General features: G+C 53.9%; 19 protein-coding genes and 1 tRNA gene. 12 read left to right on the forward strand and 8 right to left on the reverse strand.

What is annotated here, in order from left to right:
• Positions 1 to 265 precede the first annotated feature (265 nt).
• From K5Y32_RS18445 to K5Y32_RS18460, 4 genes are all read left to right on the forward strand, one after another.
• Positions 266 to 2,566: a type I secretion system permease/ATPase gene (locus tag K5Y32_RS18445; protein ID WP_222185371.1), complete on the forward strand. Its 2,301-nt coding sequence runs from the start codon at positions 266 to 268 to the stop codon at positions 2,564 to 2,566.
• A complete protein-coding gene (locus tag K5Y32_RS18450; protein WP_222185372.1) occupies positions 2,563 to 3,804 on the forward strand; it encodes an HlyD family type I secretion periplasmic adaptor subunit in 1,242 nt (413 codons plus the stop codon). Before K5Y32_RS18445 ends, K5Y32_RS18450 begins: the two co-directional genes overlap by 4 nt.
• A 5-nt stretch (positions 3,805 to 3,809) precedes the next feature.
• Positions 3,810 to 5,630 (forward strand): TolC family protein, encoded by a 1,821-nt coding sequence (locus tag K5Y32_RS18455; protein WP_222185373.1) that lies wholly within the window; start codon positions 3,810 to 3,812, stop codon positions 5,628 to 5,630.
• A gap of 340 nt (positions 5,631 to 5,970) precedes the next feature.
• On the forward strand, positions 5,971 to 6,675 hold the full coding sequence (locus tag K5Y32_RS18460) for an MgtC/SapB family protein (protein ID WP_222185374.1): 705 nt from the start codon (positions 5,971 to 5,973) through the stop codon (positions 6,673 to 6,675).
• Between the two features lie 112 nt (positions 6,676 to 6,787).
• Here K5Y32_RS18460 and K5Y32_RS18465 read toward each other — a convergent pair.
• Together K5Y32_RS18465 and K5Y32_RS18470 are read right to left on the reverse strand one after the other, a co-directional pair.
• Positions 6,788 to 6,863, reverse strand: a tRNA-Ile gene (locus tag K5Y32_RS18465).
• Positions 6,864 to 7,052: 189 nt separating this feature from the next.
• Complete coding sequence (locus K5Y32_RS18470) at positions 7,053 to 7,835, reverse strand: SDR family oxidoreductase (protein WP_222185375.1); 783 nt, start codon at positions 7,833 to 7,835, stop codon at positions 7,053 to 7,055.
• Positions 7,836 to 7,969: 134 nt separating this feature from the next.
• Here K5Y32_RS18470 and K5Y32_RS18475 point away from each other — a divergent pair, with 134 nt between their 5' ends.
• Together K5Y32_RS18475 and mug are read left to right on the forward strand one after the other, a co-directional pair.
• Positions 7,970 to 8,557: a TetR/AcrR family transcriptional regulator gene (locus K5Y32_RS18475; protein ID WP_222185376.1), complete on the forward strand. Its 588-nt coding sequence runs from the start codon at positions 7,970 to 7,972 to the stop codon at positions 8,555 to 8,557.
• The gene (gene mug / locus K5Y32_RS18480; protein WP_222185377.1) at positions 8,554 to 9,069 is read left to right on the forward strand and encodes a G/U mismatch-specific DNA glycosylase; all 516 of its coding nucleotides are present in this window, start codon (positions 8,554 to 8,556) and stop codon (positions 9,067 to 9,069) included. Before K5Y32_RS18475 ends, mug begins: the two co-directional genes overlap by 4 nt.
• Positions 9,070 to 9,132: 63 nt before the next feature.
• Here mug and rpoD read toward each other — a convergent pair whose 3' ends face one another.
• From rpoD to rpsU, 3 genes are all read right to left on the reverse strand, one after another.
• A complete protein-coding gene (rpoD, locus tag K5Y32_RS18485; protein WP_064738465.1) occupies positions 9,133 to 10,974 on the reverse strand; it encodes an RNA polymerase sigma factor RpoD in 1,842 nt (613 codons plus the stop codon).
• A 379-nt stretch (positions 10,975 to 11,353) separates the two neighbouring features.
• Positions 11,354 to 13,099 carry a DNA primase gene (dnaG, locus tag K5Y32_RS18490; protein ID WP_222185378.1) on the reverse strand — a complete coding sequence of 582 codons (1,746 nt, stop codon included), beginning with the start codon at positions 13,097 to 13,099 and terminating at the stop codon, positions 11,354 to 11,356.
• A gap of 118 nt (positions 13,100 to 13,217) precedes the next feature.
• Positions 13,218 to 13,433: a 30S ribosomal protein S21 gene (gene rpsU, locus K5Y32_RS18495; RefSeq protein ID WP_008103436.1), complete on the reverse strand. Its 216-nt coding sequence runs from the start codon at positions 13,431 to 13,433 to the stop codon at positions 13,218 to 13,220.
• A 281-nt stretch (positions 13,434 to 13,714) separates the two neighbouring features.
• On the opposite strand from rpsU, the gene tsaD reads away from it, so the two are divergent.
• On the forward strand, positions 13,715 to 14,728 hold the full coding sequence (tsaD, locus tag K5Y32_RS18500; protein WP_101762982.1) for a tRNA (adenosine(37)-N6)-threonylcarbamoyltransferase complex transferase subunit TsaD: 1,014 nt from the start codon (positions 13,715 to 13,717) through the stop codon (positions 14,726 to 14,728).
• Between the two features lie 25 nt (positions 14,729 to 14,753).
• Here tsaD and plsY read toward each other — a convergent pair whose 3' ends face one another.
• Positions 14,754 to 15,353, reverse strand: coding sequence for a glycerol-3-phosphate 1-O-acyltransferase PlsY (gene plsY, locus K5Y32_RS18505; protein ID WP_101762983.1), 600 nt, complete (start codon positions 15,351 to 15,353; stop codon positions 14,754 to 14,756).
• A gap of 107 nt (positions 15,354 to 15,460) precedes the next feature.
• On the opposite strand from plsY, the gene folB reads away from it, so the two are divergent.
• The gene (gene folB / locus K5Y32_RS18510) at positions 15,461 to 15,820 is read left to right on the forward strand and encodes a bifunctional dihydroneopterin aldolase/7,8-dihydroneopterin epimerase (RefSeq protein ID WP_101762984.1); all 360 of its coding nucleotides are present in this window, start codon (positions 15,461 to 15,463) and stop codon (positions 15,818 to 15,820) included.
• Positions 15,821 to 16,011: 191 nt separating this feature from the next.
• Positions 16,012 to 16,830, forward strand: a complete 819-nt coding sequence (gene bacA, locus K5Y32_RS18515; RefSeq protein WP_222185379.1) for an undecaprenyl-diphosphate phosphatase — start codon at positions 16,012 to 16,014, stop codon at positions 16,828 to 16,830.
• Between the two features lie 18 nt (positions 16,831 to 16,848).
• Here bacA and K5Y32_RS18520 read toward each other — a convergent pair whose 3' ends face one another.
• Together K5Y32_RS18520 and K5Y32_RS18525 are read right to left on the reverse strand one after the other, a co-directional pair.
• On the reverse strand, positions 16,849 to 18,081 hold the full coding sequence (locus tag K5Y32_RS18520; RefSeq protein WP_222185380.1) for a multifunctional CCA addition/repair protein: 1,233 nt from the start codon (positions 18,079 to 18,081) through the stop codon (positions 16,849 to 16,851).
• Between the two features lie 142 nt (positions 18,082 to 18,223).
• Positions 18,224 to 18,847, reverse strand: a complete 624-nt coding sequence (locus K5Y32_RS18525) for a TIGR04211 family SH3 domain-containing protein (protein WP_101762988.1) — start codon at positions 18,845 to 18,847, stop codon at positions 18,224 to 18,226.
• Positions 18,848 to 19,051: 204 nt separating this feature from the next.
• Between K5Y32_RS18525 and K5Y32_RS18530 the strand changes: the two genes are divergently transcribed.
• From K5Y32_RS18530 to hldE, 3 genes are read left to right on the forward strand one after another with little or no spacing between them, the layout of a single operon-like run.
• The gene (locus tag K5Y32_RS18530) at positions 19,052 to 20,362 is read left to right on the forward strand and encodes an inorganic triphosphatase (RefSeq protein WP_222185381.1); all 1,311 of its coding nucleotides are present in this window, start codon (positions 19,052 to 19,054) and stop codon (positions 20,360 to 20,362) included.
• Positions 20,363 to 20,387: 25 nt separating this feature from the next.
• A complete protein-coding gene (glnE, locus tag K5Y32_RS18535) occupies positions 20,388 to 23,246 on the forward strand; it encodes a bifunctional [glutamate--ammonia ligase]-adenylyl-L-tyrosine phosphorylase/[glutamate--ammonia-ligase] adenylyltransferase (RefSeq protein WP_222185382.1) in 2,859 nt (952 codons plus the stop codon).
• Between the two features lie 59 nt (positions 23,247 to 23,305).
• Positions 23,306 to 24,730, forward strand: a complete 1,425-nt coding sequence (gene hldE / locus K5Y32_RS18540) for a bifunctional D-glycero-beta-D-manno-heptose-7-phosphate kinase/D-glycero-beta-D-manno-heptose 1-phosphate adenylyltransferase HldE (RefSeq protein ID WP_222185383.1) — start codon at positions 23,306 to 23,308, stop codon at positions 24,728 to 24,730.
• Positions 24,731 to 24,763: the final 33 nt, after the last annotated feature.

Below are 24,763 nucleotides of genomic sequence, written 5' to 3' on the forward strand. Positions count from 1 at the left end.
GCTATTTGTCCGATTGCGATAAAGCGAGTCAGTAAGATAACACGCCCAGGATAGCCATCAACAGCCTTGCATTTTCCCACTTAAGGCTGTGCAAAAAAGCCCGCCTGGCGCCTATAGTCACGAATTTAAACAATTATTCATCACCGTTTGAGACAAGTCTTGGACTGCTCAAAACCTGCCATCTGTCAGAATTTTCCCAATTCAAACAGGTGCAACGGTGGGCAATGTGCTCACCGTTTTTTGTCAGGTTTACAGGAGTCGGGAAATGGTCGACCAGAAGCAGGATGCTGTGGAGCAGGATGCGCGTTCTGTTGCTCGTATTGAAACCACGGTGGATGACACGCTGTTAAAAAGCGTGGCTTGGATCTGCAAACATTATAAACGTGAGAAAAGTAAAGAAGCGCTGGTGGCAGGTTTGCCAAAAGCGACATTGCTTTCACCATCACAAGCTATGACAGCGCTGGAAAATGCAGGCATTACCGGCGGCATGGTTGAGCGTCGTCTGCAGGATCTCCCGGAGCAGTTGATGCCGATGATTCTTCTGCGCAAAGAGGGCGGCGGTTGCATTGTACTGTCGCGTCGTATTCATACCAATGAAGAAAACCAACGCGAATTGCGCTTCCAACTGGTGATGCCAGAAGTGAGCGCTTCAGCCGTTGAGATGAGCCTGGCGGAACTCAATGAGATTTACGCTGGTTTCGCTGTGATGGCGAAACCTGCTGCGGTGGTCGATGAGCGCGCCAGTGAAATGCTGCCGGAAGTAAAAGGCCATTGGCTGTTTACCACGTTGTGGCGCTATCGCCGCTATTACCGCAGTGCCGCGATTGCGGCGGTATTGATCAATGTTCTCGGCCTTTCCAGCATCTTCTTCACCATGAACGTCTATGACCGCGTGGTGCCAAACCAGGCATTCGTGACGCTGTGGTCACTGGCGATTGGCGTGACCATTGCGATGATCTTCGAAGCGGTCACGCGTTTCGTGCGTGCACATCTGCTGGATATGGCCGGTAAAAAAGCCGATTTGGTGCTCGGCAGTATGCTGTTCCGTCAGGCACTTTCGATTCAGATGGAACACAAACCCGCTTCCTCCGGTACTTTCGCCAACCAGATTCGTGAGTATGAATCGGTGCGTGACTTCGTGGCGTCTGCCACGCTGGCGGCGATTTCCGATCTGCCCTTCATTCTGATGTTTGTTGGCGTGATCTTCTTTATCAGCGGTCCGCTGGCGATCATTCCTCTGATGATGATCCCGCTGATCATCATCGTCAGTGCCGCGATCCAGTGGCCGCTGGCGCGCATCATGAAAGAGAACCTGCGTGATGCCTCACTGAAACAAGGTGTGTTGATTGAGTCGGTTGAAGGTATGGAAACGCTGAAAGCGGTGGGCGGTGAAGCGCACATGCAGCGCCGCTGGGAAAACTTCAGCGCACTGCAATCTGCTAACTCGATGAAATCCAAACGTTACTCGACGCTGGCAACCGGTGTGGTGACGTTCCTGCAGCAGTTCCAGACGGTGATGTTGGTGGTGGCCGGTGTTTATCTGATCAACGAAGGTACGTTCACCATGGGTGCGATGATCGCCACCGTGATGCTCGCCAGCCGCGCCACCGGCCCGCTCGGTCAGGTTATTGGTTTGGCTGTTCGTTACCAGCAGGCAAAAGCAGCCTTAACCTCGCTCAACAAGCTGATGGAGATGCCTGTAGATCGTGACAGTAGCAAAACCTATCTCACCGATCCGCCGCTGAGTGGTGAGATCACGCTGACCAACGTCAACTTCTCCTATCCGGCACCGCCAATGAAGCCAAACCCGGAGATCCTCAAAGATATCTCGTTGAGTATCAAAGCCGGAGAACGTGTCGCGATTCTGGGCCGCATCGGTAGCGGTAAATCCACCTTATTGCGTGTGATGGCGCGTCTCTACCAGCCGGTGAAAGGTCAGCTTTCGGCCGATGGTCTGGATGTTAACCAGATTGATCCAGCGGACTGGCGCAAGGCGGTGGGTTTTGTCGGTCAGGATGCGCGTCTGTTTTACGGCACGCTGCGTGAGAACGTGATGATTGGGCGTCCGGACGCCACCGCCAATGAGCTGCTACGCGTGTTGAATCTGACCGGTTTGGATCACGTCGCCGCACGTCATCCAAGCGGAATCAATTTAACGGTTGGCGAGGGCGGTGAAGGCTTGTCCGGCGGGCAACGTCAGCTGGTTTCCCTGGCACGAACACTGCTAACCCGGCCTAAAGTGCTGCTGATGGATGAGCCAACTAGCGCCATGGATAGCATGACGGAAAACCAGTTCCTCGCGCACTTACGTCGTGCCAGTGAAGGACACACGCTGATTGTGGTGACGCATCGTCCATCCATTCTGGCATTAGTCGATCGCATCATCGTGGTGGAAGAAGGAAAAGTGGTCGCGGATGGCCCGAAAGATCAGGTGCTTGCCGCGCTGGAAGGAAAGAATAAAGCGCGCCAACAGCCGCGTCAGGCGGTCGAACCGGCGGTACGTGCGCCAGCTCCCGCTAACGATTCAGCGCCGACGGATGCAGCAGCAGAGGAGGCCGCAGTATGAACAAGTTAATGCCATGGCGTAAGAGCGAGAAAGGTATGTCCGCTGCTGATGCCGAATTTATGAATGACGTGCAGGCTTCTCTGCTGTCCCAAACCACGCCGGGTTCCAAGCTGGTGATGTGGATCATCATCGCGGTGTTAGTTGGGGGGCTGACTTGGGCCAATTACGCACGAGTAGAAGAGATCACCAAAGGTGATGGCAAGGTCATCTCACGCAGCCGTGAACAGGTTATTCAAAGCCTGGAAGGCGGCATTCTGGCAGAGATGAATGTGCGCGAAGGAACGGTAGTAGATCGCGGTGATATGTTGCTGAAAATTGACCCAACGCGCGCCGAATCCAGCTATCGCGAAGTACTGAGTAAAGTGGTGGGTCTGAAGGGCAGCATTGCGCGCTTACGTGCTGAAGCTTATTCACTGCCACTGGTGTTTGATGAGCAGGTTAAGAATGATCCAGCCGTTGTGGCGCAGGAAACTAAAGCCTATGAATCGCGTAAACGTGCGTTGAGTGACAGCGTCAGCTCGCTGCAACGCAGTTACGCCCTTTCGATGCGCGAAATTCATCTGGCTGAGCCGTTAGCGGCCAAAGGTCTCTTGTCGGAAGTCGAACTATTGCGTATGCAGCGTCAGGCCAACGATATTCAGGCGCAAATCGTCGAACGTCGTAACCGCTATCAATCTGATGCCCATACCGAGCTGGGCCGCCTGGAATTAGAACTGAGCCAGGTTAGCGAAAACCTCATTGGTCGTGCTGATATCGTTGATCGCACTACGATTGTGGCCCCGGTGCGCGGCACGGTGAAAAACGTACGCGTTAACACCATTGGCGGGGTTATTCAGCCGGGTGAGCACATCCTCGAAATCGTTCCGCTGGAAGAGCAACTGCTGGTGGAGGGGAAAATTCGTCCGTCGGATGTCGCCTTCCTGCGACCTGGTTTACCGGCCAAGGTGAAAATCACCGCCTATGACTTTGCCATCTATGGTGGACTTGATGGTCACGTGGAATATATCAGCCCGGATACCCTAAAAGACGATCAGAAAGCCGCCAGTGGACGCCCGGATGATACCTACTATCGCGTACTGATCCTGACGGACAAAAGCACACTGCATGCGGGCAATAAAGATCTGCCGATCATTCCCGGCATGATCGCTACCGTCGAGGTGCGCACGGGTGAGAAAACCATTCTCGATTACCTGCTGAAGCCGATCCTGAAAGCCAAAGAAGCATTCCGCGAGCGTTAATAATCATGAAAAATAATCACAAGATGCGCCATACACAGGCGCGTCATCTCTCTCTGCTTGCCGTTTGTATTGCAGTTATGATGGCGCCAGCGGTCAACGTGATGGCTGATTCCACCAGTGAGTTAATGATGTTTGCGGAAATGAGTGGCCAGCGCCCTGTCGCTACGGCGCCTGCGCCGGTGGCTCCAGTGCGAGCTCCGTCGATGTCGGTAGCGCCGGTGCGCACGCAATCTGCGGCTCCGGTAACTTTTTCCCAGCCGGCAAGAACAGTAAATGCACCCATTGCACCGCCTGTGGTCGTTGAACTTCCGCCGCGCAATGGAATTGTGCAGCAAGCTGCACCGATCAGCAGCAAGCCGATTCAGCCTGCTGAAATTCAGGGTGGCGGCTTCCTGACTGAGGAGCAACGTCGTCCAGAACCAAAGCCGTTCAATCCGATGCAACCGGCGCGCAATGTTAGCCAGCAGCAGCCTGCAGCAACGATGACCTATGCTCCGGCTGAAAGCGCTAAGGCGGATTTTAACTATGTTAGCCCGCCTGTGGGTACCAGTGCAGCAGTAACGGCTTCACCCGTTACTTTAAGCGGCGGAGCCAATGAAACAGTTGCCGAGAGTGAAATACGACAAAAGTTTCTCTCTGCTGCACGCATTACCTGGCGCATTAGTCCGTCATTGAAATCCTACATTGCCCAAGGCGATGCCGCCGCAGCCAGTGTGGATGAAGCGAAAGGGCAGCGCTGGCCGCAGGTTGATGTCAGCGCCGCTTCCGCAACCAAAGAGTTTGGTAGCGGGACGAAGAATTATGAATATCAAGGTAATACGCCATCTTTAGGTATATCAGTGGCGACCAACCTTATCGACTTTGGCCAAACCAGTCGCACCATCGAAAGCCGTGAAGAGCGTGTGACATCTGCGCTGCAAGCAGTGCAGGCACAGCGTGAAGACCTGGCGATGCAGGTCAGTAATGCCTTGATTGAGTGGAATAAACAGCAGCACGTTATCGCTATCAGTAAGCAGTATTTGGCGCGTATGGCGGAGCTGACCAAAATGCTCAGCGGTATTGTTCAGTCAGATACTGGACGTCGCAGTGAACTGACGCAGGCAAAAGGGCGCTTATTGCAAGCGCAAAGCTACCTGGAAAATGCCGAGTCTCGCGCGCGGGATGTTGAAATCACCCTGAATCGCCTGATGGGCAACAGCCGCGTGACGTTACCAGCCAGCGATAAGTGGGCGCTTTCCTTTGGTGATTTAAACCGCCAACTGACGAGTCTGGATGTCCATCCTCTGATCTTGCGCGCCAGCGCCGAAGAGCGAGCAGCCTTCAAAGAAGCGGAGGCAATCAAAGCTTCTGGCCTGCCAAAGCTCAACTGGACGGTTAGCAAAAATACACGTGAAGATCAGCTCGGACGCCAGCAGGCATGGCAAACCGGCCTGAACGTTAGCTGGGGCTTATTCCGCGGTGGTTCAACCAACGCCCAGGAAATTGCGGCGATTAAACGTGCCGAAGCGAGTCGTCAGCAGGTGCAGGAACAGCGGCGCGATCTGGAAAACCGTGTGCGTGCTGCCAGTCAGAATGCACACTCAACAGCTGAACGAGCCGTGTTGTACAAAAACCTGATTGTGGAATCCGATCGTATTCGTAAGGACTTCTTTGATCAGTGGTATCACTTAGGCCGCCGTTCATTGCTGGACGTATTGAGTGCAGAAAGCGATCATTACAACAACCAGATCAGTGAAGTTAGCAACCGTTTCGATAGCTATGCCGCCATTATCAGCGGATACGCTAACTCGGGCACGCTAAGTCGTTGGCTAACGACGGGGCGATAACAATTCGATACACCCGCTTCGGCGGGTTTTTGTTTTAACCCAACGTAAACGAACGGGCTATTTGAGTTGGCAACGCTGCGTAAGTCACTTTAGAATCGCGGCGGATTTTTACCCAAGAGGAGAACGGCATTGGACACAAGTCCCAAACGATTACAGCAGGACCTCGCGGTAAGATAGCCTTCACGCTGTCTTAACTGCGCGTTAAGACGGTGAATTTCCTTCCAGAATCATCCCTTTTCATAAGCACAATGCGGCTGGTTCCCAGCGGTATTCGCACTGTCTGTAATCCATTTATTAACCTGTTGTTCCGCAGATAAAGAGCTGTGGATTGAGGTCTATCATGGATTGGAAAATCTTTTTACTGCGCGTCACCGTCGCGCTGGTTTTGGGCGCGCTGATCGGCAGTGAGCGCCAACTACGTCAACGCATGACCGGATTACGCACCAATGCGCTGGTGAGCACCGGCGCTTGTCTCTTCGTTCTGATGACACAAAGCGTTCCCGGCATCGCTACGGATGCGTCACGCGTTGCGGCTTATGTGGTTTCCGGTATCGGTTTCCTCGGTGGCGGAGTCATCATGCGCGATGGCTTGAACATCCGCGGATTGAATACCGCTGCCACCTTATGGTGCACCGCCGCCATTGGCGTGCTGTGCAGCATGGGATTGCTGCTGGAGGCGACCCTCGGCTGCATGGTGATCCTGTGCGCGAATATACTGCTGCGTGAACTGGCTTTGGGTATCAACCGCCAAACCATCGTCTCAGCAGCCGAAGCGATGCAACACTATAAAGTACAAATCATCTGCCTCGCGCAGGATGAGGTTCAGGTTCGCAGCCTGATGCTGCACACGCTGGGTGGCAGCGGCTTACGCCTGCAATCGCTACACAGTGAAGACATGGATCCGCCGCATCGCATGGAGGTCAATGCGGAGGTGATTGGCAATCCAACGTTAACCGATCAGCTGGAAAGTCTGGTGAGCCGCATCAGTCTGGAGAAAGGTGTGAGTTCGGTGCGATGGCAGGTGAGTGAGTTGGAGCGTGATTAATATTCAGATGTGCTTTAGAAGACCAGTCGCCATTTAATCGCCACTATGAATGACAAACAAAAAAACCACCTTGAAAGAGGTGGCTTAATAGCATGAATAACATCACTAAATTTGGTGGCCCCTGCTGGGTTTGAACCAGCGACCAAGCGATTATGAGTCGCCTGCTCTAACCACTGAGCTAAGGGGCCAGCGGAGCGGGGATTATAGAGTATCTTGTTAGGGTGATCCAGAGTTCGCCATTTGGATGGTGAAAATTACAGCAATAGCTGACTCTTTGATCTCAAAAAGAAAAATCTATTATCCCACGCTTTATCACTTATTAAGCGCCCAATCATCATTGGTTTTTGAGACCAGGCTCATTCGAAAGTTTGCTGATGCTACAAATAGCGCGAGGCGGGCTTATTGAGAGAGATAAAAGGCAATATGGCGATGCGTGCCTCTTCGTAACTCTGCCAAAGCTGCACATCTTCCACAGACGGGATGGTCACCAACTCGCCGGCATCAAGCCCACGTAGCGCTGCCGAGACTAAATCATTCACTTCCATCAGCATCTCAGCGGGAAGTTCGTTGATGGATTTTCCTGCGCGCTCAAAGATCTCGGTACGCGTTAAGCCGGGCAGCACAGCTTGCATACGCACACCGCTTTCAACTAATTCTCGATGAAGATTACGAGTCAGTGAAAGCACATACGCTTTGCTGGCGTTGTACGCGCCATTGGCCGATTCGTTTACTAGCGCTAGCACTGAAGCAATATTCACAATCGTACCATTGCGACGCGCACGAAATGCCTGCGCAGCAGTGTGGGCCAGCTGCGTCAGTGCCACGATATTTAACGTCAGCATCCTTTGAATTTTCGCGATGTCACCGTCGATGAATTCACCTTCTACAGTCATGCCCGCATTGTTTACCAGCAGAGTAATCTTTTTATTTTGCTCGATTTCGTGAGCGACTCTTTGCAAATCATCGGGGTTGGTGAGGTCGGCCGCTAACACGCTGACTTCAACGTTATGCGCTTCACGCAGAGATTGCGCCAACAGATTGAGCCGGGCTTCATCACGCGCCACCAGAATCAGGTTTGTGCCGCGTGCTGCCAGCTGTTTTGCATAGGTAGCGCCAATTCCGCTTGATGCGCCGGTGATCAAAGCCAGTTGTTGTGACATGGTATGTTCCTCTAAATGATGGTTATCATATTAACGAGATTTAATATGACGATCATAATATTTATCGTCAAGCTAGAATATGATGGTTGTAATAATTACACTGATTGCCATCAACGATGTCGGAGTCAATGAAGATGGAAAAGCTGAGTCATAAAGCGCGCACACGACAGCGCATTCTGGATGAAGCCTCTGTAGTGATGCGCGAGAACGGCACTGAAAGCATCGGCGTCGCGGCGCTGATGAAGCGAGTGGGATTAACGCACGGCGGCTTTTATGCCCACTTCGCTTCGCGCGAAGATTTGGTGCAAGCGGTGATCGCTGAGATGTTTGCCGATTCGGCGCGTCGCTTTGCGGATATCACCTCAATTGAAGATCCCGCTGAACGACTCAATCAATTGATTGATAGCTATTTATCCGAGCAGCATTGCAGTATGCCGGGTGAAGGCTGTCCGCTGCCTGCGCTGGTGAGTGAGATGGGGCATTTGCCAGTGGAAGCACGCACGCTGTTTTCGCAGCGGCGTGAAGCGATGCGGCAGCGTTTAGCATTGACGCTGCGCGAACTTAACCATCCGCATGCGGATGACGCCGCGATCACCATGTTGGCTGAAATGGTTGGCGCGGTGGCAATGGCACGTGCTTGTCCGGACGACGAGGAAGCACGTACGATGCTGGCGAGCAGTCGTCGGTCGGTAAAACAACGCGCCGGACTGGAGATGGCATGAGCGAGCACGATATCCGCGACATTATTGCGCCTGATTTACAGGTGCTGTTTTGTGGCATCAATCCGGGCAAGTCGTCGGCGCACACCGGATTTCACTTTGCGCATCCCGGCAATCGCTTTTGGAAAGTGATTTACCAGGCCGGCTTTACGCGCGAGTTACTTAAGCCCGAGCAGGAGCAGCGGCTGCTGGAAACCGGCTGTGGCATCACAATGCTGGTGGAGCGTCCGACGGTGCAGGCTAACGAGTTGGACGGCGATGAATTACGCGACGGTGGTTCACGCCTGCAGCAAAAGATTCTGCATTATCAGCCGCGTGCGCTGGCGGTGTTGGGCAAGGATGCCTTTCAGAAAGCGTTTCGTCAGCGCAAAGTTGAGTGGGGCGAGCAGCCGCAAACGCTGGGTGAAACGCGCTTGTGGGTGCTGCCTAATCCGAGCGGGTTAAATCGTGCGACGCTGGAAGAGATGGCTGCATCCTATCGCCAACTGAATGATTGGCTGCAGCGCAACGCATGATAGAGCGACTCTTCAGGCAATAAAAAACCCCGGCAAGCCGGGGTTTTTTCGTCTCGACAACGATTAATCGTCGAGGAAGCTACGCAGTACTTCGGAGCGGCTGGGGTGACGCAGCTTACGCAGCGCCTTGGCTTCGATCTGACGAATACGCTCACGCGTTACATCAAACTGTTTGCCAACCTCTTCCAGCGTGTGGTCGGTGTTCATGTCGATACCGAAACGCATACGCAGCACTTTCGCTTCACGCGCGGTCAGGCCAGCCAACACGTCGTGGGTTGCTGAGCGCAAGCTTTCCGAGGTTGCGGAATCCAGCGGCAGCTCAAGCGTGGTGTCTTCGATAAAATCGCCCAGATGCGAATCTTCATCATCACCAATCGGCGTCTCCATAGAGATCGGCTCTTTAGCGATTTTCAGCACTTTGCGGATCTTATCTTCAGGCATCAGCATACGTTCAGCCAGCTCTTCCGGCGTCGGTTCGCGACCCATTTCCTGCAGCATCTGACGAGAGATACGATTGAGTTTGTTGATGGTCTCAATCATATGCACCGGAATACGGATGGTGCGCGCCTGGTCAGCGATAGAGCGGGTGATAGCCTGACGGATCCACCATGTGGCGTAAGTTGAGAACTTATAACCACGACGATATTCAAACTTATCAACGGCTTTCATCAGACCAATGTTGCCTTCCTGAATCAGATCGAGGAACTGCAGACCACGGTTGGTGTATTTCTTGGCGATAGAGATAACCAGACGTAAGTTTGCTTCAACCATCTCTTTCTTCGCACGACGCGCTTTCGCTTCGCCGATAGACATGCGACGGTTGATGTCCTTCACCTGCTCGATGGTCAAGCCGGTTTCTTCTTCGATCTGCTGCAGTTTGTACAGCGAACGATTTACATCATCTTCAACTTCCAGCAGCTTCTCAGACCATGGCTTATTCATTGCCAGCGCGGCTTTGAACCAGCTTGGGTTGGTTTCGTTGCCGGTGAACAGCGTGATGAAGTTTTTCTTCGGCATTTTGCACAGTTCAATACACAGCTTCATGATCAGGCGCTCTTGCGTACGCACGCGCTCCATCATTTCACGCATATTGTTTACCAGGTAGTCGAACTGCTTCGGTACCAGGCGGAACTGCTTGAACACTTCAGAAAGATTCTGGATTTCGGCTACGGCGTCAGCATGGCTGCGACCTTTCGCTTTGATGACGGTACGCGTGGTTTCATACTGCGTACGCAGGTCGCCAAACTTCTCGCGAGCCAGTTCTGGATCGATAGAATTATCGTCGTCAGAGCTGTCGTCATCCTCTTCATCTTCTTCTTCATCGTCGTTACGATCTTCCTGAGATAACTCAGAACCCACGTGCGTGGCGGTCGGCGCGATATCTTCTTCGGCGTTAGGATCGATGAAGCCGATGATCAAGTCAGACAGGCGATAGTCGCCCGCTTCAACGCGATCATACTGATCGAGTAGATAGGTGATCGCTTCCGGATATTCGGCTACAGAGCATTGGACCTGGTTGATACCGTCTTCGATGCGCTTAGCGATGTCAATTTCGCCTTCGCGCGTCAGCAGTTCAACGGTACCCATTTCGCGCATGTACATGCGCACCGGGTCGGTGGTGCGGCCAATTTCAGATTCAACACTGGATAAAACCTGAGCGGCGGCTTCTGCGGCATCTTCGTCAGTATCGGAGCTGTTTTCATTCAGTATCAGATCATCAGCATCAGGCGCTTCTTCAACAACCTGAATACCCATGTCATTAATCATCTGGATGATGTCTTCGATCTGATCGGAGTCGACGATATCTTCCGGCAGATGGTCATTGACCTCAGCATAGGTCAAATAGCCTTGCTCCTTACCACGGGTGACAAGTAGCTTAAGCTGTGACTGCGGGTTTTGCTCCATAAGACGGTATCCACACTTCTGTTAATTAGATTGGTGTCGGTCGGCGCGAGCCAACTATAACAGTGAAGGCGTTGTGTTTTTGCCGCTGCCTACATCGCGGCCAGGGCTGAAGCCCATCTATAATCGGCACTTAAGCCGCTTGTGTTCTTTCCGAGGCTAACTTACTTGCCATTTTCAGTGCTGGCAGTGCTCGCAATCCTCACGTACTTCAGTACGCTCCGGTTGCTGTGCGCTGGCAGCACTGAAACTGGCTGCGAAGTTGACGCCTCTAAATTTGTGCTGTGTGTTTCCGGCTTCGCTTATCGCGTCTATCATTCCGGAAATCACTGAACCAGAATGCTGTTTTTAACGTACTTGCAGTTCTGATCCCGTTAAAATCTTATTTTTTCGCTAATGCCTGGCTTAAAGCCCAGAATTCACGGCGTTCGACGGCGCTTAGGCCTTCAGTTCGCTCGCGTGCGATCAGCGCTTCAAGGCGCTGTTCGAGTGCGGAATCGTAAATGCTCGCCAGTGAATCCTGGAACACTTCTTCCGCCTCTTCATCCACTATCATGTGGTTCCAGGTGGCCAGTGTTTCAAGGGGCTGGCTAAAATTTGTTCCGCGATATAACTCTAGTAGCTGTCCGGTGGTCAGGCCAGGATTCTCTGTACAACGGCTGACTAACTCCACAAATAGCGGTAAACCCGCCATTTTTGACTGCTCCAGTCCATCCAGTGTAGGCACGATGGAGGCAAATTGCGGATTCTGCACTAATAACGCGATCAATACGCGCATGGTGGTGCGCTTCAACGGTGGGGCAGTTGGCAGCACTCCGCTTTCTGCCAGCTTCGGCATCAGCTTGTCTAACTGGTTATCGTCAAGAATCCCGAGTTTATTACCCAAGGTTTGACGCATATAAATGCGCAGCGTTTCACCGGGAATTTGACTAATCAGCGGTAACGCCAAGGTCGCCAGCTTGGTCTTGCCATCGCGTGTACTCAAATCCACTTGCGGCATCAGGCTGTCGAACAAAAATGTGGAGAGCGGTGTAGCCTGCTCCATCCGCGCTTCAAAGGCTTCTTTGCCCTCTTTGCGTACCAGCGTGTCCGGATCCTCGCCATCGGGCAAAAACATAAAGCGTAGCTGACGACCATCATTCATGTAAGGCAATGCGGTTTCGAGCGTACGCCATGCCGCTTCACGTCCGGCGCGGTCGCCGTCGTAACAACAAATCACGGTATCCGTTGAGCGGTAAAGCAGCTGAACGTGTTCAGCGGTGGTCGAGGTGCCCAGCGACGCAACGGCATAATCGATGCCAAACTGCGCCAGCGCCACCACGTCCATATAACCTTCGACAACCAGCAAACGCGTGGGTTGCGGATGATTTTTCTGCGCTTCATAAAGTCCGTATAACTGGCGGCCTTTATGGAAAATCGGTGTTTCCGGCGAGTTCAGATACTTCGGCGTATCGTTGCCCAGCACGCGGCCACCAAAACCAATCACGCGGCCACGCTTATCACGAATAGGGAACATCACACGATCGCGGAAGCGATCGTAGGTGCGGCCAGAGTCATTACTGACCAACATGCCCGCTTCCATCAGTGATTCGCGATCGTCTTTCTGCTGCCCAAAGCGCTTCAGAGCATTATCCCAACCCGCAGGCGCATAGCCGATAGCGAAGTGATCGATCACTTCCTGACTAAGACCGCGCGTGGCGAGATAGTTCTGTGCAGATTGCGCTTGTGGATTACGCAGGCTCTGTTGATAGAAGCCGTTCAGGCCATCCAGCAACTGATAAAGACTTTGACGTTGATGGCGCTCCATCTGGCTAGGACCGTTGCCCGCTTCATACGGCACTTCTAAGCCATGAAGCGTGGCGAGCTCCTCAACACTCTCAACAAATTCCAGACGATCGTGATTCATCAGGAAGTCGATGGCGTTGCCTTTGGCGCCACAGCCGAAGCAGTAATAGAACTGCTTCTCACCGCTTACGGTGAAAGAGGGGGTTTTCTCGTTATGAAAAGGACAGCACGCGTGATAGTTCTTACCCTGCTTTTTCAGCTTAACGCGGGCATCGATAATATCCACGATGTCCGTGCGGGCAAGTAAGTCGTTGATAAATATGCGTGGAATTCGTCCAGCCATAAGCCCCGATTTTTCAGCTCATAAACGACAACAAGCCGCGCTTCCTTTCGGAAAGCACGGCCTTTTACTTGACTCTGTCTGCGTTTATCACGCGGCGGAAGCAAGCTTCCGCAATAAATTAGTACAGACGAGTGCGGCGTGCGTTTTCGCGAGCCAGTTTCTTGGCATGACGCTTAACTGCAGATGCTTTAGCGCGCTTACGCTCAGTGGTAGGCTTCTCGTAGAACTCACGGCTACGAACTTCTGCCAAAACACCTGCTTTCTCGCATGAACGCTTAAAGCGACGCAGTGCTACGTCGAACGGCTCGTTTTCACGTACTTTAATTACCGGCATGTAACTCTTACCTCGATAAAATTCGGTTTTTGCTGCTGACTGCGGCGCCAGCACATTTCAAAATGGTGCAGCATTTTACTCCAGCCGCGGCCGACTTGTAAAGCACCATGTATAATTTAGAACCAACAGGGGCATATGCCATCGCGGCTGCCGGTTTTTTCAGGCCGTGGAGTATAGCGCACTCTTTGTGCGACAGAAAAACACTTTTTCAGGGGCAAAGTCTCTGGCGTGAGAATTGCCTGTGTTACACTGCGCGCCGCACGAAGAGGGTGATAAAAGCTATGCGAGTTCTGGGTATTGAAACGTCCTGCGATGAAACCGGCATCGCGATTTACGACGATGCGTCCGGTCTGCTGGCAAATCAACTATATAGCCAGGTGAAACTGCATGCCGATTACGGCGGCGTGGTGCCGGAACTGGCATCACGTGACCACGTCCGTAAAACCGTGCCGCTGATTCAGGCGGCACTGAAAGAAGCGGGCCTTGAGCCACAACAGATTGACGGCGTCGCCTACACCGCCGGGCCCGGATTGGTGGGGGCGCTGCTGGTTGGCGCCACCATTGGCCGAGCGTTGGCATTCGCCTGGAATGTGCCGGCGGTGCCGGTGCATCATATGGAAGGGCATCTTCTGGCGCCGATGCTGGAAGAGAATCCGCCGGAATTCCCGTTTGTCGCGCTGCTGGTTTCCGGCGGGCATACGCAATTGATCAGCGTGACCGGCATTGGTGAATACACCTTATTGGGCGAATCGATTGACGATGCGGCTGGCGAAGCGTTCGATAAAACCGCCAAGCTGCTGGGGCTGGATTATCCCGGCGGACCGATGCTGTCGCGTATGGCGCAGCAAGGCACGCCAAACCGTTTCCGCTTCCCGCGGCCAATGACCGATCGTCCGGGGCTGGATTTCAGCTTCTCCGGCCTGAAAACCTTTGCGGCGAATACCATTCGCGAGCATCAGGGCGACGAGCAAGCTCGCGCGGATATCGCCCGCGCATTTGAAGATGCGGTGGTTGATACCTTAATGATTAAGTGCAAACGCGCGCTTGAGCAAACTGGCTTTAAACGTTTGGTGATTGCGGGTGGCGTCAGCGCGAACCGCACGTTGCGTGAGCGCATGGCCGAGATGATGCAAAAGCGTGGCGGCGAGGTGTTTTACGCACGCCCTGAGTTTTGCACCGATAACGGCGCGATGATTGCTTACGCGGGCATGGTGCGCCTCAAAGGCGGCACCAGCGGTGGACTCAGCGTCAGCGTGCGGCCGCGCTGGCCGCTGGCAGAATTGCCCGCCATATAAAAAAACCGGCCTTGCGCCGGTTTTTTTATTTCTTCTTATTCCGTTTCCAGATCTTATTTTCCTGGCCGCGCCACAGGCGCTGGATGTTGTCGTGGTGCCGCAACAGAATCAGACACGAGAGCATCGAAACGGGGAAAGTAAATTGCGGTTTGAACCACCACACGTAAAACGGTGCGATCAGCGCGCTGACAATCGCGCCAAGTGACGAATAGCCGCTAAGCAGCACCGTCAGCAGCCAGGTTCCGGTCATCAGTCCCGTCAAATCCCAGCCAATCGGCGCAATCGCACCAAAGGCCGTCGCCACGCCTTTACCGCCGCGAAAACGAAAGAACACCGGATAGATGTGGCCCAGACAGGCGGCAATCGCCGTGAGGCCAAGATAGAGCGGGGCAACGTGCAGCAGATAAGCAATCCACACCGGCAGCATGCCTTTTGCCACGTCGAAAATCAGCACCGCCGCAGCGGCGGCTTTGCCACCAATGCGCAAAACGTTGGTCGCGCCAGGATTGCCTGAGCCTTGCGAGCGCGGATCGGGTAAACCAGCCAGTTTACAGACCAATATCGCACTGGAAATCGAGCCGCAAAGATACGCGAAAATAATCATACCAAGCGCGATAGCACTCATAGCGTCGTACCGTTCCTTTTGGGTCGTTTTGTTCTCGATAAGCGTGGATAATACGCATAATCCGCCGGAAGTGGTATCCGGCTTAGCCAAAAACAGAGACTGACATCATGGATATCGTATTTATCGAGCAGCTTACCGTGTTCACAACTATTGGCGTTTACGACTGGGAACAGGGCATGCAGCAGAAGCTGGTGCTCGATGTCGAAATGGCGTGGGACAACCGTCACGCCGCCGCCAGCGACGATGTGAATGATTGTCTGAGCTACGCCGATGTCACGGAAGTGATCCTCAATCATCTGCAAGGCCAGCGTTTTGCCCTGGTCGAAAGGGTAGCAGAAGAAATCGCCGATCTGTTGATGAATCGTTTCAAAACCCCTGGAGTACGCATAAAGGTAGGCAAACCGGGCGCTGTAGCGCAGGCGGCCAGCGTTGGCGTACGTATTGAGCGCGGGACTATTCCGAAATAAATCTTCCGTGATTGCCATCACAATGAAACCAAACCAAATTATGGTGTGTCTCACTTGAGACCGTTGCGCTAACCAGCAGGAAGTAACCGAATTTCTTAAGGTTTCCTTCAGCGTGACGCAGGCATAATTTCAGGCGGTAGCCCTTTGCGACCGCCTTTTTACTGTTTAAAACGGATAGAGGAAATATTTTGATGGCAGACATTCACCAGCTTTGGGTAGCTGCAATCCTGGGGGTTGTAGAAGGCCTCACGGAATTCCTGCCGGTCTCTTCCACGGGCCACATGATTATTGTTGGCCATCTGTTGGGTTTTGAAGGCCAGACCGCTGAAACCTTCGAAGTGGTGATTCAGCTCGGTTCGATTCTGGCTGTGGTTGTGATGTTCTGGCGCCGCCTGTTTGGTTTGATCGGCATTCACTTCGGTGAGGTCAAACATGAAGGCGTGGGTACGGGCAAATTAACCCTGATTCATATTCTGTTGGGTATGGTGCCGGCGGTGGTGATTGGTTTGCTGCTGCACGACCAAATCAAAACGCTGTTTAACCCGATCAACGTGATGTATGCGCTGGTGGTGGGCGGTGTGCTGCTGCTGGTGGCGGAATACTTCAAGCCGAAGCAGCCGAAAGCGGTTGGCGTTGACGATATCACCTACCGTCAGGCATTTATGATTGGCTGCTTCCAGTGTCTGGCGCTGTGGCCGGGCTTCTCGCGCTCAGGTGCAACGATTTCTGGCGGTATGCTGATGGGCGTGAGCCGTTATGCGGCGTCAGAGTTCTCGTTCATTCTGGCGGTGCCGATGATGATTGGCGCCACCGGACTGGATCTCTACAAGAGCCTCGGCTTCCTGACGATGCAGGATTTCCCAATGTTTGCCGTCGGTTTTTTAACGGCTTTCGTCGTGGCGCTGCTGGCGATCAAGGTGTTCCTTGAGCTGATCAAGCGTATCTCGTTCGTCTCTTTCGCTATCTACCGCTTCATTGTTGCGGCCGTGGTTTACGCCATCTTTATGTAAGTTGCCCCGCGCGGCTGGTTACACTGGCCGCGCGTTAATCAATTGCGCCTGCAGCACCGCCACACGCCGACGCGTCAACTCTTCCCGCACTTCCGCCCCTTTAAAACCTGCTGCCACCACATCTTTGGTTGGCACCGCTTGCGCCAGCGCAAACGCCTGACGCAAATAGTCGCCTTGCGGATAAGTAATGCTTTCCAGACCCGCACGCCCGCGCGCATCCGCTTCGCTGGTCAGCGCCATCTTCTCCACGCGATCGGGCTTGCGCCAGGCATCAATTCGATCAAAAAGCGCGATTAACGCGTCAGCTGGCTGGCGCTCAATGGTGTGCACCACGTCATGGAATTCGGTCACCACTAACGCCAAATCACGCACCTGATTCGGCACGCGCAGGCGCTGGCACAGCGCTTCAACAATCGGCACGCCCGCGAGGCCATGACCATGATGGCTCGGCCATTTTTCTGCTGGCGTCAGCGCCTTACCGACATCGTGGAACAGCGTAGCGAAACGCACATCAAGCTGATCCGAGAGCGCAGCGGACATCGCCAGCGTCATCAGCGCATGGATGCCGGTATCAATCTCGGGATGCCATTTGATCGGGGCCGGAATGCCATAAAGATTATCGATTTCCGGGAACAGCACCTGCAGCGCGCCGCAATCACGTAATACCTGGAAATAGACCTGTGGATTACGCGTCAGTAACGCTTTTTCCGTCTCTTTCCACACCCGTTCTGCGGTGAGGTGCGCCAGTTCGCCGCTGACCGCCATTTCGCGCATCAGCGCCTGGGTTTCATCAGCAATACGGAAATTCAGATGGGCAAAGCGGGCGGCGAAACGCGCCACGCGCAGTACACGCAGCGGATCTTCGTTAAAGGCGGCGGAAACATGGCGCAGCTGGCGTTTCGCCAGGTCGCGCTGACCGCCATACGGATCAATCAGCTCACCGCTGTCGCTTTGGGCGATGGCATTGATGGTGAGATCGCGACGCTGCAAATCTTGCTCGAGCGTGACATCCGGCGCGAACTGCGTCACAAAGCCGGTGTAACCGTTGCCGCTTTTGCGTTCCGTACGCGCCAGCGCATACTCTTCACGGCTTCGCGGATGCAAAAAAACCGGAAAATCCCGGCCAACCTGCTGATAACCTTCCGCCAGCATCGCATCTGGCGTTGCGCCTACAACAACCCAATCTCTATCTTTTACCGGCAAACGCAGTAAGGCATCGCGCACTGCGCCACCGACCAGAAACGTCTTCACTCAACCACTCCAGAGGCAGATCAAAAATTGCGTGCTGAACACGCTTGTTACTTTATTGTTGCATACTTTGGCTAAATATCGGGCACGGCAAAAAGGGCATCTTACGATCCCCTTAAATAAAAGAACAAATCTGCGTGGCGCGTTAGTTCATCCAGCGATCGTTTTTCTTACGACGCGGCACCATATGCGGCAGCAACAGACCTAATAGCAGACCAACGCCCAGCACGCCGCCACCATACATAAACCACTGCATGATGATGGTGCGCTGCTTGTCATCCAGCTGCACATTGGCGGCGCTGACTTTCTTCTGCGCGACAATCAGCTCATTTTTCAGCTTCTGATTCTCGGCTTTCAGGCCATCAATGGTGCCGTCGCTGTTGGCGACTTTGTTCTGCATCTCAGAAGTGCGCTGATTCCAGCTGTTATCGATATTCGCCAGTTTGGCCGTCAGGTCTTTAACCTGCTGCTCCAGCTGCGGTACGCGGGTACGCAGGCTAGGACTGGCGCTCAGCTGCGACAGTGGAATCCAGTTGGTTTTGCCTTCTGCATCACGAATCTGACCATATTGAGAGTCGTTATTGGTCTGCAGCAAAGTGACTTCCTCTCCGGCGTTCAGCTTACCGATCAGGCGATATTGATCGCCCGGACCGCTGCGCACCCAAGTGGATAATTCATCGGAGATGTAACGCTTTTCGTCAGCAGCATGAGCAGGTGTGATGGCGCTGAAAGCCAGCAAAGAAAGGGCAGCAAGTGTGATTTTTTTCATTCGATGTCGTTTTTTCTTAATGGCGTAAAATTACCGGCACAGTCTGGAGACGCTTCTCAAAAATCTGAATGAGAACTATCCTGGTCTCAATCCGGTGCGAAAAGGGTCGTAAAAGCACAAGAAAGCGGAGACAGCGGGCTTCCGGTGCATTACTCTTCGCCAGATTAAACTCGTAAGTGCCAGCAGCGTATTGAATAAAAAATTATGACCATCGAAATCGAATTAAAGTTCATTGCTACACCGCAAGCCGCCGAAAAACTGGCGGAAAATCTTGCCGCGTGGCCACATCAGCACTTCGCCGCGCGCGAGCTGACCAATATCTATTATGAAACCGATGACAACCAACTGCGTCGTTGGGACATGGGCCTGCGTATTCGTGGCGTTGACCAACGCTATGAAATGACGCTGAAAGCGGCCGGTAAAACCGTTGGCGGACTGCATCAGCGTCCGGAATACAATGTTGATCTCACTGAGCCGCAGCTCGATATCGCGCGCCTGCCAGCCGATATCTGGCCGCAGGGCACCGATATTGCTGCACTGCAATCGCGCCTACAGCCGCTGTTCAGCACTCATTTCCAGCGCGAAGCCTGGTTGGTGCAATTTGGCGACAGCGAAATTGAAGTGGCGTTTGACCGCGGCGAAGTGGCTGCCGGTGAATTCAGCGAACCGCTTTATGAAGTCGAGCTGGAGCTTAAAAGTGGTCAACGCGATGACATGCTGAAGTTCGCTGAAGCGCTGGTTACGATGGGCGGATTACGTCTCGGCAGCCTGAGCAAAGCCGCGCGCGGCTATCAGTTGGCGCAGGGTAACTTACCGCGCCCCATCCGTACGTTGCCATTGCAGAAAATCGCCGCGAAAGCGTCGGTTGAGCAGGGCATGATCAACGCAATGACTGCGGCACTGAATCATTGGCAATATCACGAAGAAGTGTGGCTGCGTGGTAATAAAGATGCCAAAGCAGCGGTAATTGATGCGCTGGAAACGCTGCGTCAGGCGTTCTCACTGTTTGGTGCGTTGGTGCCACGCAAAGCCAGCAGCGATCTGCGCCAGAAATTAACCCGTCAGGAAGAGTTGCTGGCCGATGATGAGAATAATGCTGAAGCCACTTGCTTCTCGTTGACCTCCGTTGAAGCCCAGTTAGCGCTTACTCACTGGCTGGTTGAGTCTCAATGGAAAAACTGGCTCGACGACAAGAGCAAAAGCAAGCTGCAGGGATCGTTCAAGCGCTTCAGCGATATTATGCTGAGTCGTATTGCCGCCGATCTCAGAGAAACTTTCGTTGATGTACAACTGTTCAATGAGTTCCAGGATAAAGCGACGCGCCTGAATCGCCAACTGCTGGCGGTGAACCTGCTGGCGGGTGCTTATCCGGCGGAAGAGGTGAATGTTTGGCTGGACGGTTGGCTGGAGTTGCAGCATGCGATTCGAGAGAAGCAGGAACGTGGCTTAATGCATCTGGTTAACCTGGCCGTGCGCCCCGCACCTTTCTGGCTCAATAGCGGAACTAAACGCTAACGAAAAATCCAATCAGGGAGAGAAGATGTTGTTACCGTTACCGGCGCTCATGCAGGCGCAGTTGGCTAATGTGGCAGAGCGACTTAATTTGCCACCCTCAGTGTTCACGCCAGAACAGGCGGGTGCGCTGACCTTTAGTGACTTTATCCTCGATAACCTGCAGCAGCATCCCGAATGGTGGCAGCATCTGCAACAGCAAGCGCCTGCCCCCGATGAGTGGCAAAACTATGCCAGCTGGCTGAACGATGCACTGCAAACGGTTAATAATGAAACCTCCCTTATGCGTGAACTGCGTTTGTTCCGTCGTCATATGCTGGTGCGCATCGCCTGGATGCAGGCGCTGCAACACTCCACTACCGAACAAAGTTTGCAGCAACTCAGCACGCTGGCAGAGATCCTCATCGCTGCCGCGCGCGACTGGGTTTGGCAGGATTGCAGCCGCGACTTTGGCACGCCATGCAATGAAGCCGGTGAAGCCCAACCGATGCTGATTCTCGGCATGGGTAAACTCGGCGGCTGCGAACTCAACTTCTCTTCTGATATCGATCTGATTTTTGCCTGGCCGGAAAACGGCGTTACTCAAGGTGGACGGCGCGAGCTCGACAATGCGCAATTCTTCACGCGCATGGGGCAGCGGCTGATCAAAGTGCTCGATCAACCAACGGTGGATGGATTTGTCTATCGCGTGGATATGCGCCTGCGTCCGTTCGGTGATAGCGGTCCGCTGGTGCTGAGTTTCGCGGCACTGGAAGATTATTATCAGGAGCAAGGCCGCGACTGGGAACGCTATGCGATGGTCAAAGCCCGGCTAATGGGCGACGACCACGGCCACTGGAGCCAGGAGTTGCAACAAATGCTGCGGCCGTTCGTCTATCGCCGCTATATCGATTTCAGCGTGATTCAATCGCTGCGTAACATGAAGGGCATGATCGCGCGCGAGGTGCGTCGACGCGGTTTGAAAGACAACATTAAGCTCGGCGCCGGCGGCATTCGTGAAACGGAATTCATTGTGCAGGTGTTCCAGCTGATTCGCGGTGGACGTGAGCGCTCACTACAACTGCGATCCTTGCTCCCTACGCTCAAAGCGATTGGCGAGCTGGCTTTGTTAAGCCAGCATCAGGTCGATCATCTACGTGAAGCCTATCTGTTCCTGCGTCGGCTGGAAAACCTGCTGCAAAGCATTAATGACGAGCAAACGCAAACGCTGCCAGAAAACGAACTTGATCGCCAGCGCTTAGCCTGGGCGATGGGCGTGGCAGACTGGAACGCGCTGATGGCACAGCTTGAGCTGCAAATGGCCGGTGTGCGCGCCATCTTTGACGAGCTGATTGGCGACGATGCTCCGGATGTCGACGATCAGCCGCAGTTGGCTGAATTTGCTGGCTTGTGGCAGGACGCGCTGGAAGAGAGTGATCTCATTCCGGTGGTGCCGCAGTTGGACGATGCGCAGCGTCACGCGCTTTACAATGCGTTGAATAACTTCCGCCAGGATGTGAGCCGCCGTACCATTGGTCCGCGCGGTCGTCTGGCGCTCGACCAGTTGATGCCGCGTCTGCTCAGTGAAGTTTGTCCACGCGAAGACGCTGATGTGTTGCTGAATCGTCTGACGCCGCTGTTGCTGGGCGTGCTGACGCGCAGCACTTATCTGGAATTACTCACCGAATATCATGGCGCGCTGCGTCATCTAATTCGTCTGTGTGCCGCATCACCGATGGTTGCCAGCCAGCTGGCGCGCTATCCGCTGCTGCTGGATGAACTACTCGATCCCGCAACGTTGTATCAACCCACCGCGACCGACGCTTACCGCGACGAACTGCGCCAATATCTGCTGCGTATTCCCACTGATGACGAAGAGCAGCAACTGGAAGCATTGCGCCAGTTTAAACAGGCTCAGCATCTGCGCATCGCCGCTGCTGATATTGCTGAAACGCTGCCCGTGATGAAAGTGAGCGATCACTTAACCTGGCTGGCAGAAGCGATTATCGAATCCGTGGTGCAGCAAGCCTGGCAGATGATGGTGCAGCGATATGGTCGCCCATCGCATCTCACCAGCGACAATGAGCGCGGTTTTGCGGTTGTCGGTTACGGCAAGCTCGGTGGTTGGGAGCTGGGTTACAGCTCTGATCTTGATTTGGTATTCCTGCATGATTGTCCGGATGATGCGGAAACCGATGGCGAGCGCGTCATTGATGGTCGCCAGTTCTATCTGCGCCTGGCGCAGCGTGTGATGCATCTGTTTAGCACGCGTACTTCGTCCGGCATTTTGTATGAAGTGGATGCGCGCCTGCGCCCTTCTGGCGCGGCGGGCATGCTGGTCAGTACTTTCGCCGCTTTCAACGAATACCAGCGCAGCGAAGCATGGACCTGGGAACATCAGGCGCTGGTGCGCGCGCGCATTGTGTTTGGCGAACCTGCGCTGTGTGAACGCTTTGATGAAATCCGGCGTGGCATTCTTTGCCTGCCGCGTGAAGTTGAGACGTTGCAAAAAGAAGTGCGTGAAATGCGCGAAAAAATGCGGGCGCATCTCAGCAACAAACAGAAAGGTCGCTGGGAAATTAAGACCGATGAGGGCGGTATCACCGACATTGAATTCATCGCGCAATACCTTGTCTTAAGCTACGCGGCCGATCAGCCAGCGTTGACGCGTTGGTCGGATAATGTCCGCATTTTCGAATTGATGGCGCGTCATGGCATTATGCCGGATGAAGAGGCGCAGGCTTTGACGCATGCGTACGTCACGCTGCGTGATGCGCTGCACCATCTGGCATTGCAGGAATTACCGGGCCATGTGGCGCCTGAAGCATTTGTCGCTGAACGCGCGGTGGTCAACAACAGTTGGCAGCGTTGGTTAAGCGGTATCCAATCTGACAGCGCGGAACAGTGAGCCTGATGGCTTATGTGGTAATATCCCGCGCATTATTTTGACCGTGTTGGAGTCTCTGAATGAAAGTAACACTGCCCACTTTTGGCAAGGCCACTGTGCTGGTCGTCGGCGATGTGATGTTAGATCGCTATTGGTATGGCCCAACCAGCCGTATTTCCCCGGAAGCGCCGGTGCCGGTGGTGAAAGTGGATACCATTGAAGAGCGTCCAGGCGGCGCGGCAAACGTCGCCATGAACATTGCTGCGCTCGGTGCAGCATCACGGCTGATTGGCTTGACCGGCGCCGATGATGCCGCGCGCGTGTTAAGCGAAACCCTGCAAAAGGTCAACGTCGACTGTGATTTTGTGGCGGTACAAAGCCATCCAACCATCACCAAATTGCGCGTGCTTTCGCGCAATCAGCAGCTGATTCGCCTCGATTTCGAAGAGGGTTTTGAGGAGATTGATCCGCAGCCGATTCACGATCGTATGCGTCAATCGCTGACGCAAGCGGGTGCGCTGGTGCTGTCTGACTACGCCAAAGGCGCGCTGAACAGCGTTCAGACCATGATTCAACTGGCGCGTGAAGCTAAAGTGCCGGTACTGATTGATCCTAAAGGCACTGATTTTGAACGTTATCGCGGTGCAACGCTGCTGACACCGAATTTGTCTGAATTCGAAGCGGTTGTGGGTAAATGCAAAACCGTGGAAGAGATTGTTAGCCGTGGCATGCAGTTAATCGCGGATTATGAGCTCTCCGCGCTGCTGGTAACCCGATCGGAAAACGGTATGACGCTGCTGCAGCCGGGCAAAGCGCCGCTGCATCTGCCTACGCAGGCACAGGAAGTCTATGACGTGACAGGTGCGGGCGATACGGTGATTGGCGTACTGGCCGCGGTGCTGGCGGCTGGCGACAGCCTGGAAGAAGCCTGTTTCCTTGCAAACGCTGCAGCTGGCGTGGTCGTCGGTAAGCTGGGTACTTCCACTGTCAGCACTGTTGAGCTGGAAAATGCCATTCACGCCCGTCCGGAAACGGGATTTGGTGTGATGACCGAAGCGGAGCTGAAAGCCGCTGTTGCGTTGGCGCGTCAGCGTGGTGAGAAAGTGGTAATGACCAACGGCGTGTTTGACATCCTGCACGCTGGCCATGTTTCTTATCTGGCAAACGCGCGCAAGCTGGGCGACCGCCTGATTGTGGCCGTTAACAGTGATGCCTCGACTAAGCGTCTGAAAGGCGAAACGCGTCCAGTCAATCCGCAAGAAAACCGCATGATTGTACTGGGTGCGCTGGAAGCGGTGGATTGGGTGGTGCTGTTTGAAGAGGACACGCCACAACGTCTGATTGCTGGAGTGCTGCCGGATCTGCTGGTAAAAGGCGGCGACTACAAGCCGGAAGACATCGCGGGTAGCAAAGAAGTGTGGGCGAACGGTGGTGACGTGCGCGTATTGAACTTCGAAGATGGCATCTCAACCAGCAACATCATCAAAACGATTCGCAGTCATTAAGTGTGAATGGGCGGGAGGAAAACTCCCGCCCAT

This window comes from Pantoea sp. DY-15, assembly GCF_019795935.1.
Taxonomy (GTDB): Bacteria; Pseudomonadota; Gammaproteobacteria; order Enterobacterales; family Enterobacteriaceae; genus Pantoea; species Pantoea leporis.

What these genes read in the sequence shown, in the direction of transcription:
- K5Y32_RS18445 (WP_222185371.1), top strand. Translation starts at nt 266, where the DNA reads ATGGTCGACCAGAAGCAGGATGCTGTGGAGCAGGATGCGCGTTCTGTT.
- K5Y32_RS18450 (WP_222185372.1), top strand. Translation starts at nt 2,563, where the DNA reads ATGAACAAGTTAATGCCATGGCGTAAGAGCGAGAAAGGTATGTCCGCT.
- K5Y32_RS18455 (WP_222185373.1), top strand. Translation starts at nt 3,810, where the DNA reads ATGAAAAATAATCACAAGATGCGCCATACACAGGCGCGTCATCTCTCT.
- K5Y32_RS18460 (WP_222185374.1), top strand. Translation starts at nt 5,971, where the DNA reads ATGGATTGGAAAATCTTTTTACTGCGCGTCACCGTCGCGCTGGTTTTG.
- K5Y32_RS18470 (WP_222185375.1), bottom strand. Translation starts at nt 7,835, where the DNA reads ATGTCACAACAACTGGCTTTGATCACCGGCGCATCAAGCGGAATTGGC.
- K5Y32_RS18475 (WP_222185376.1), top strand. Translation starts at nt 7,970, where the DNA reads ATGGAAAAGCTGAGTCATAAAGCGCGCACACGACAGCGCATTCTGGAT.
- mug (WP_222185377.1), top strand. Translation starts at nt 8,554, where the DNA reads ATGAGCGAGCACGATATCCGCGACATTATTGCGCCTGATTTACAGGTG.
- rpoD (WP_064738465.1), bottom strand. Translation starts at nt 10,974, where the DNA reads ATGGAGCAAAACCCGCAGTCACAGCTTAAGCTACTTGTCACCCGTGGT.
- dnaG (WP_222185378.1), bottom strand. Translation starts at nt 13,099, where the DNA reads ATGGCTGGACGAATTCCACGCATATTTATCAACGACTTACTTGCCCGC.
- rpsU (WP_008103436.1), bottom strand. Translation starts at nt 13,433, where the DNA reads ATGCCGGTAATTAAAGTACGTGAAAACGAGCCGTTCGACGTAGCACTG.
- tsaD (WP_101762982.1), top strand. Translation starts at nt 13,715, where the DNA reads ATGCGAGTTCTGGGTATTGAAACGTCCTGCGATGAAACCGGCATCGCG.
- plsY (WP_101762983.1), bottom strand. Translation starts at nt 15,353, where the DNA reads ATGAGTGCTATCGCGCTTGGTATGATTATTTTCGCGTATCTTTGCGGC.
- folB (WP_101762984.1), top strand. Translation starts at nt 15,461, where the DNA reads ATGGATATCGTATTTATCGAGCAGCTTACCGTGTTCACAACTATTGGC.
- bacA (WP_222185379.1), top strand. Translation starts at nt 16,012, where the DNA reads ATGGCAGACATTCACCAGCTTTGGGTAGCTGCAATCCTGGGGGTTGTA.
- K5Y32_RS18525 (WP_101762988.1), bottom strand. Translation starts at nt 18,847, where the DNA reads ATGAAAAAAATCACACTTGCTGCCCTTTCTTTGCTGGCTTTCAGCGCC.
- K5Y32_RS18530 (WP_222185381.1), top strand. Translation starts at nt 19,052, where the DNA reads ATGACCATCGAAATCGAATTAAAGTTCATTGCTACACCGCAAGCCGCC.
- glnE (WP_222185382.1), top strand. Translation starts at nt 20,388, where the DNA reads ATGTTGTTACCGTTACCGGCGCTCATGCAGGCGCAGTTGGCTAATGTG.
- hldE (WP_222185383.1), top strand. Translation starts at nt 23,306, where the DNA reads ATGAAAGTAACACTGCCCACTTTTGGCAAGGCCACTGTGCTGGTCGTC.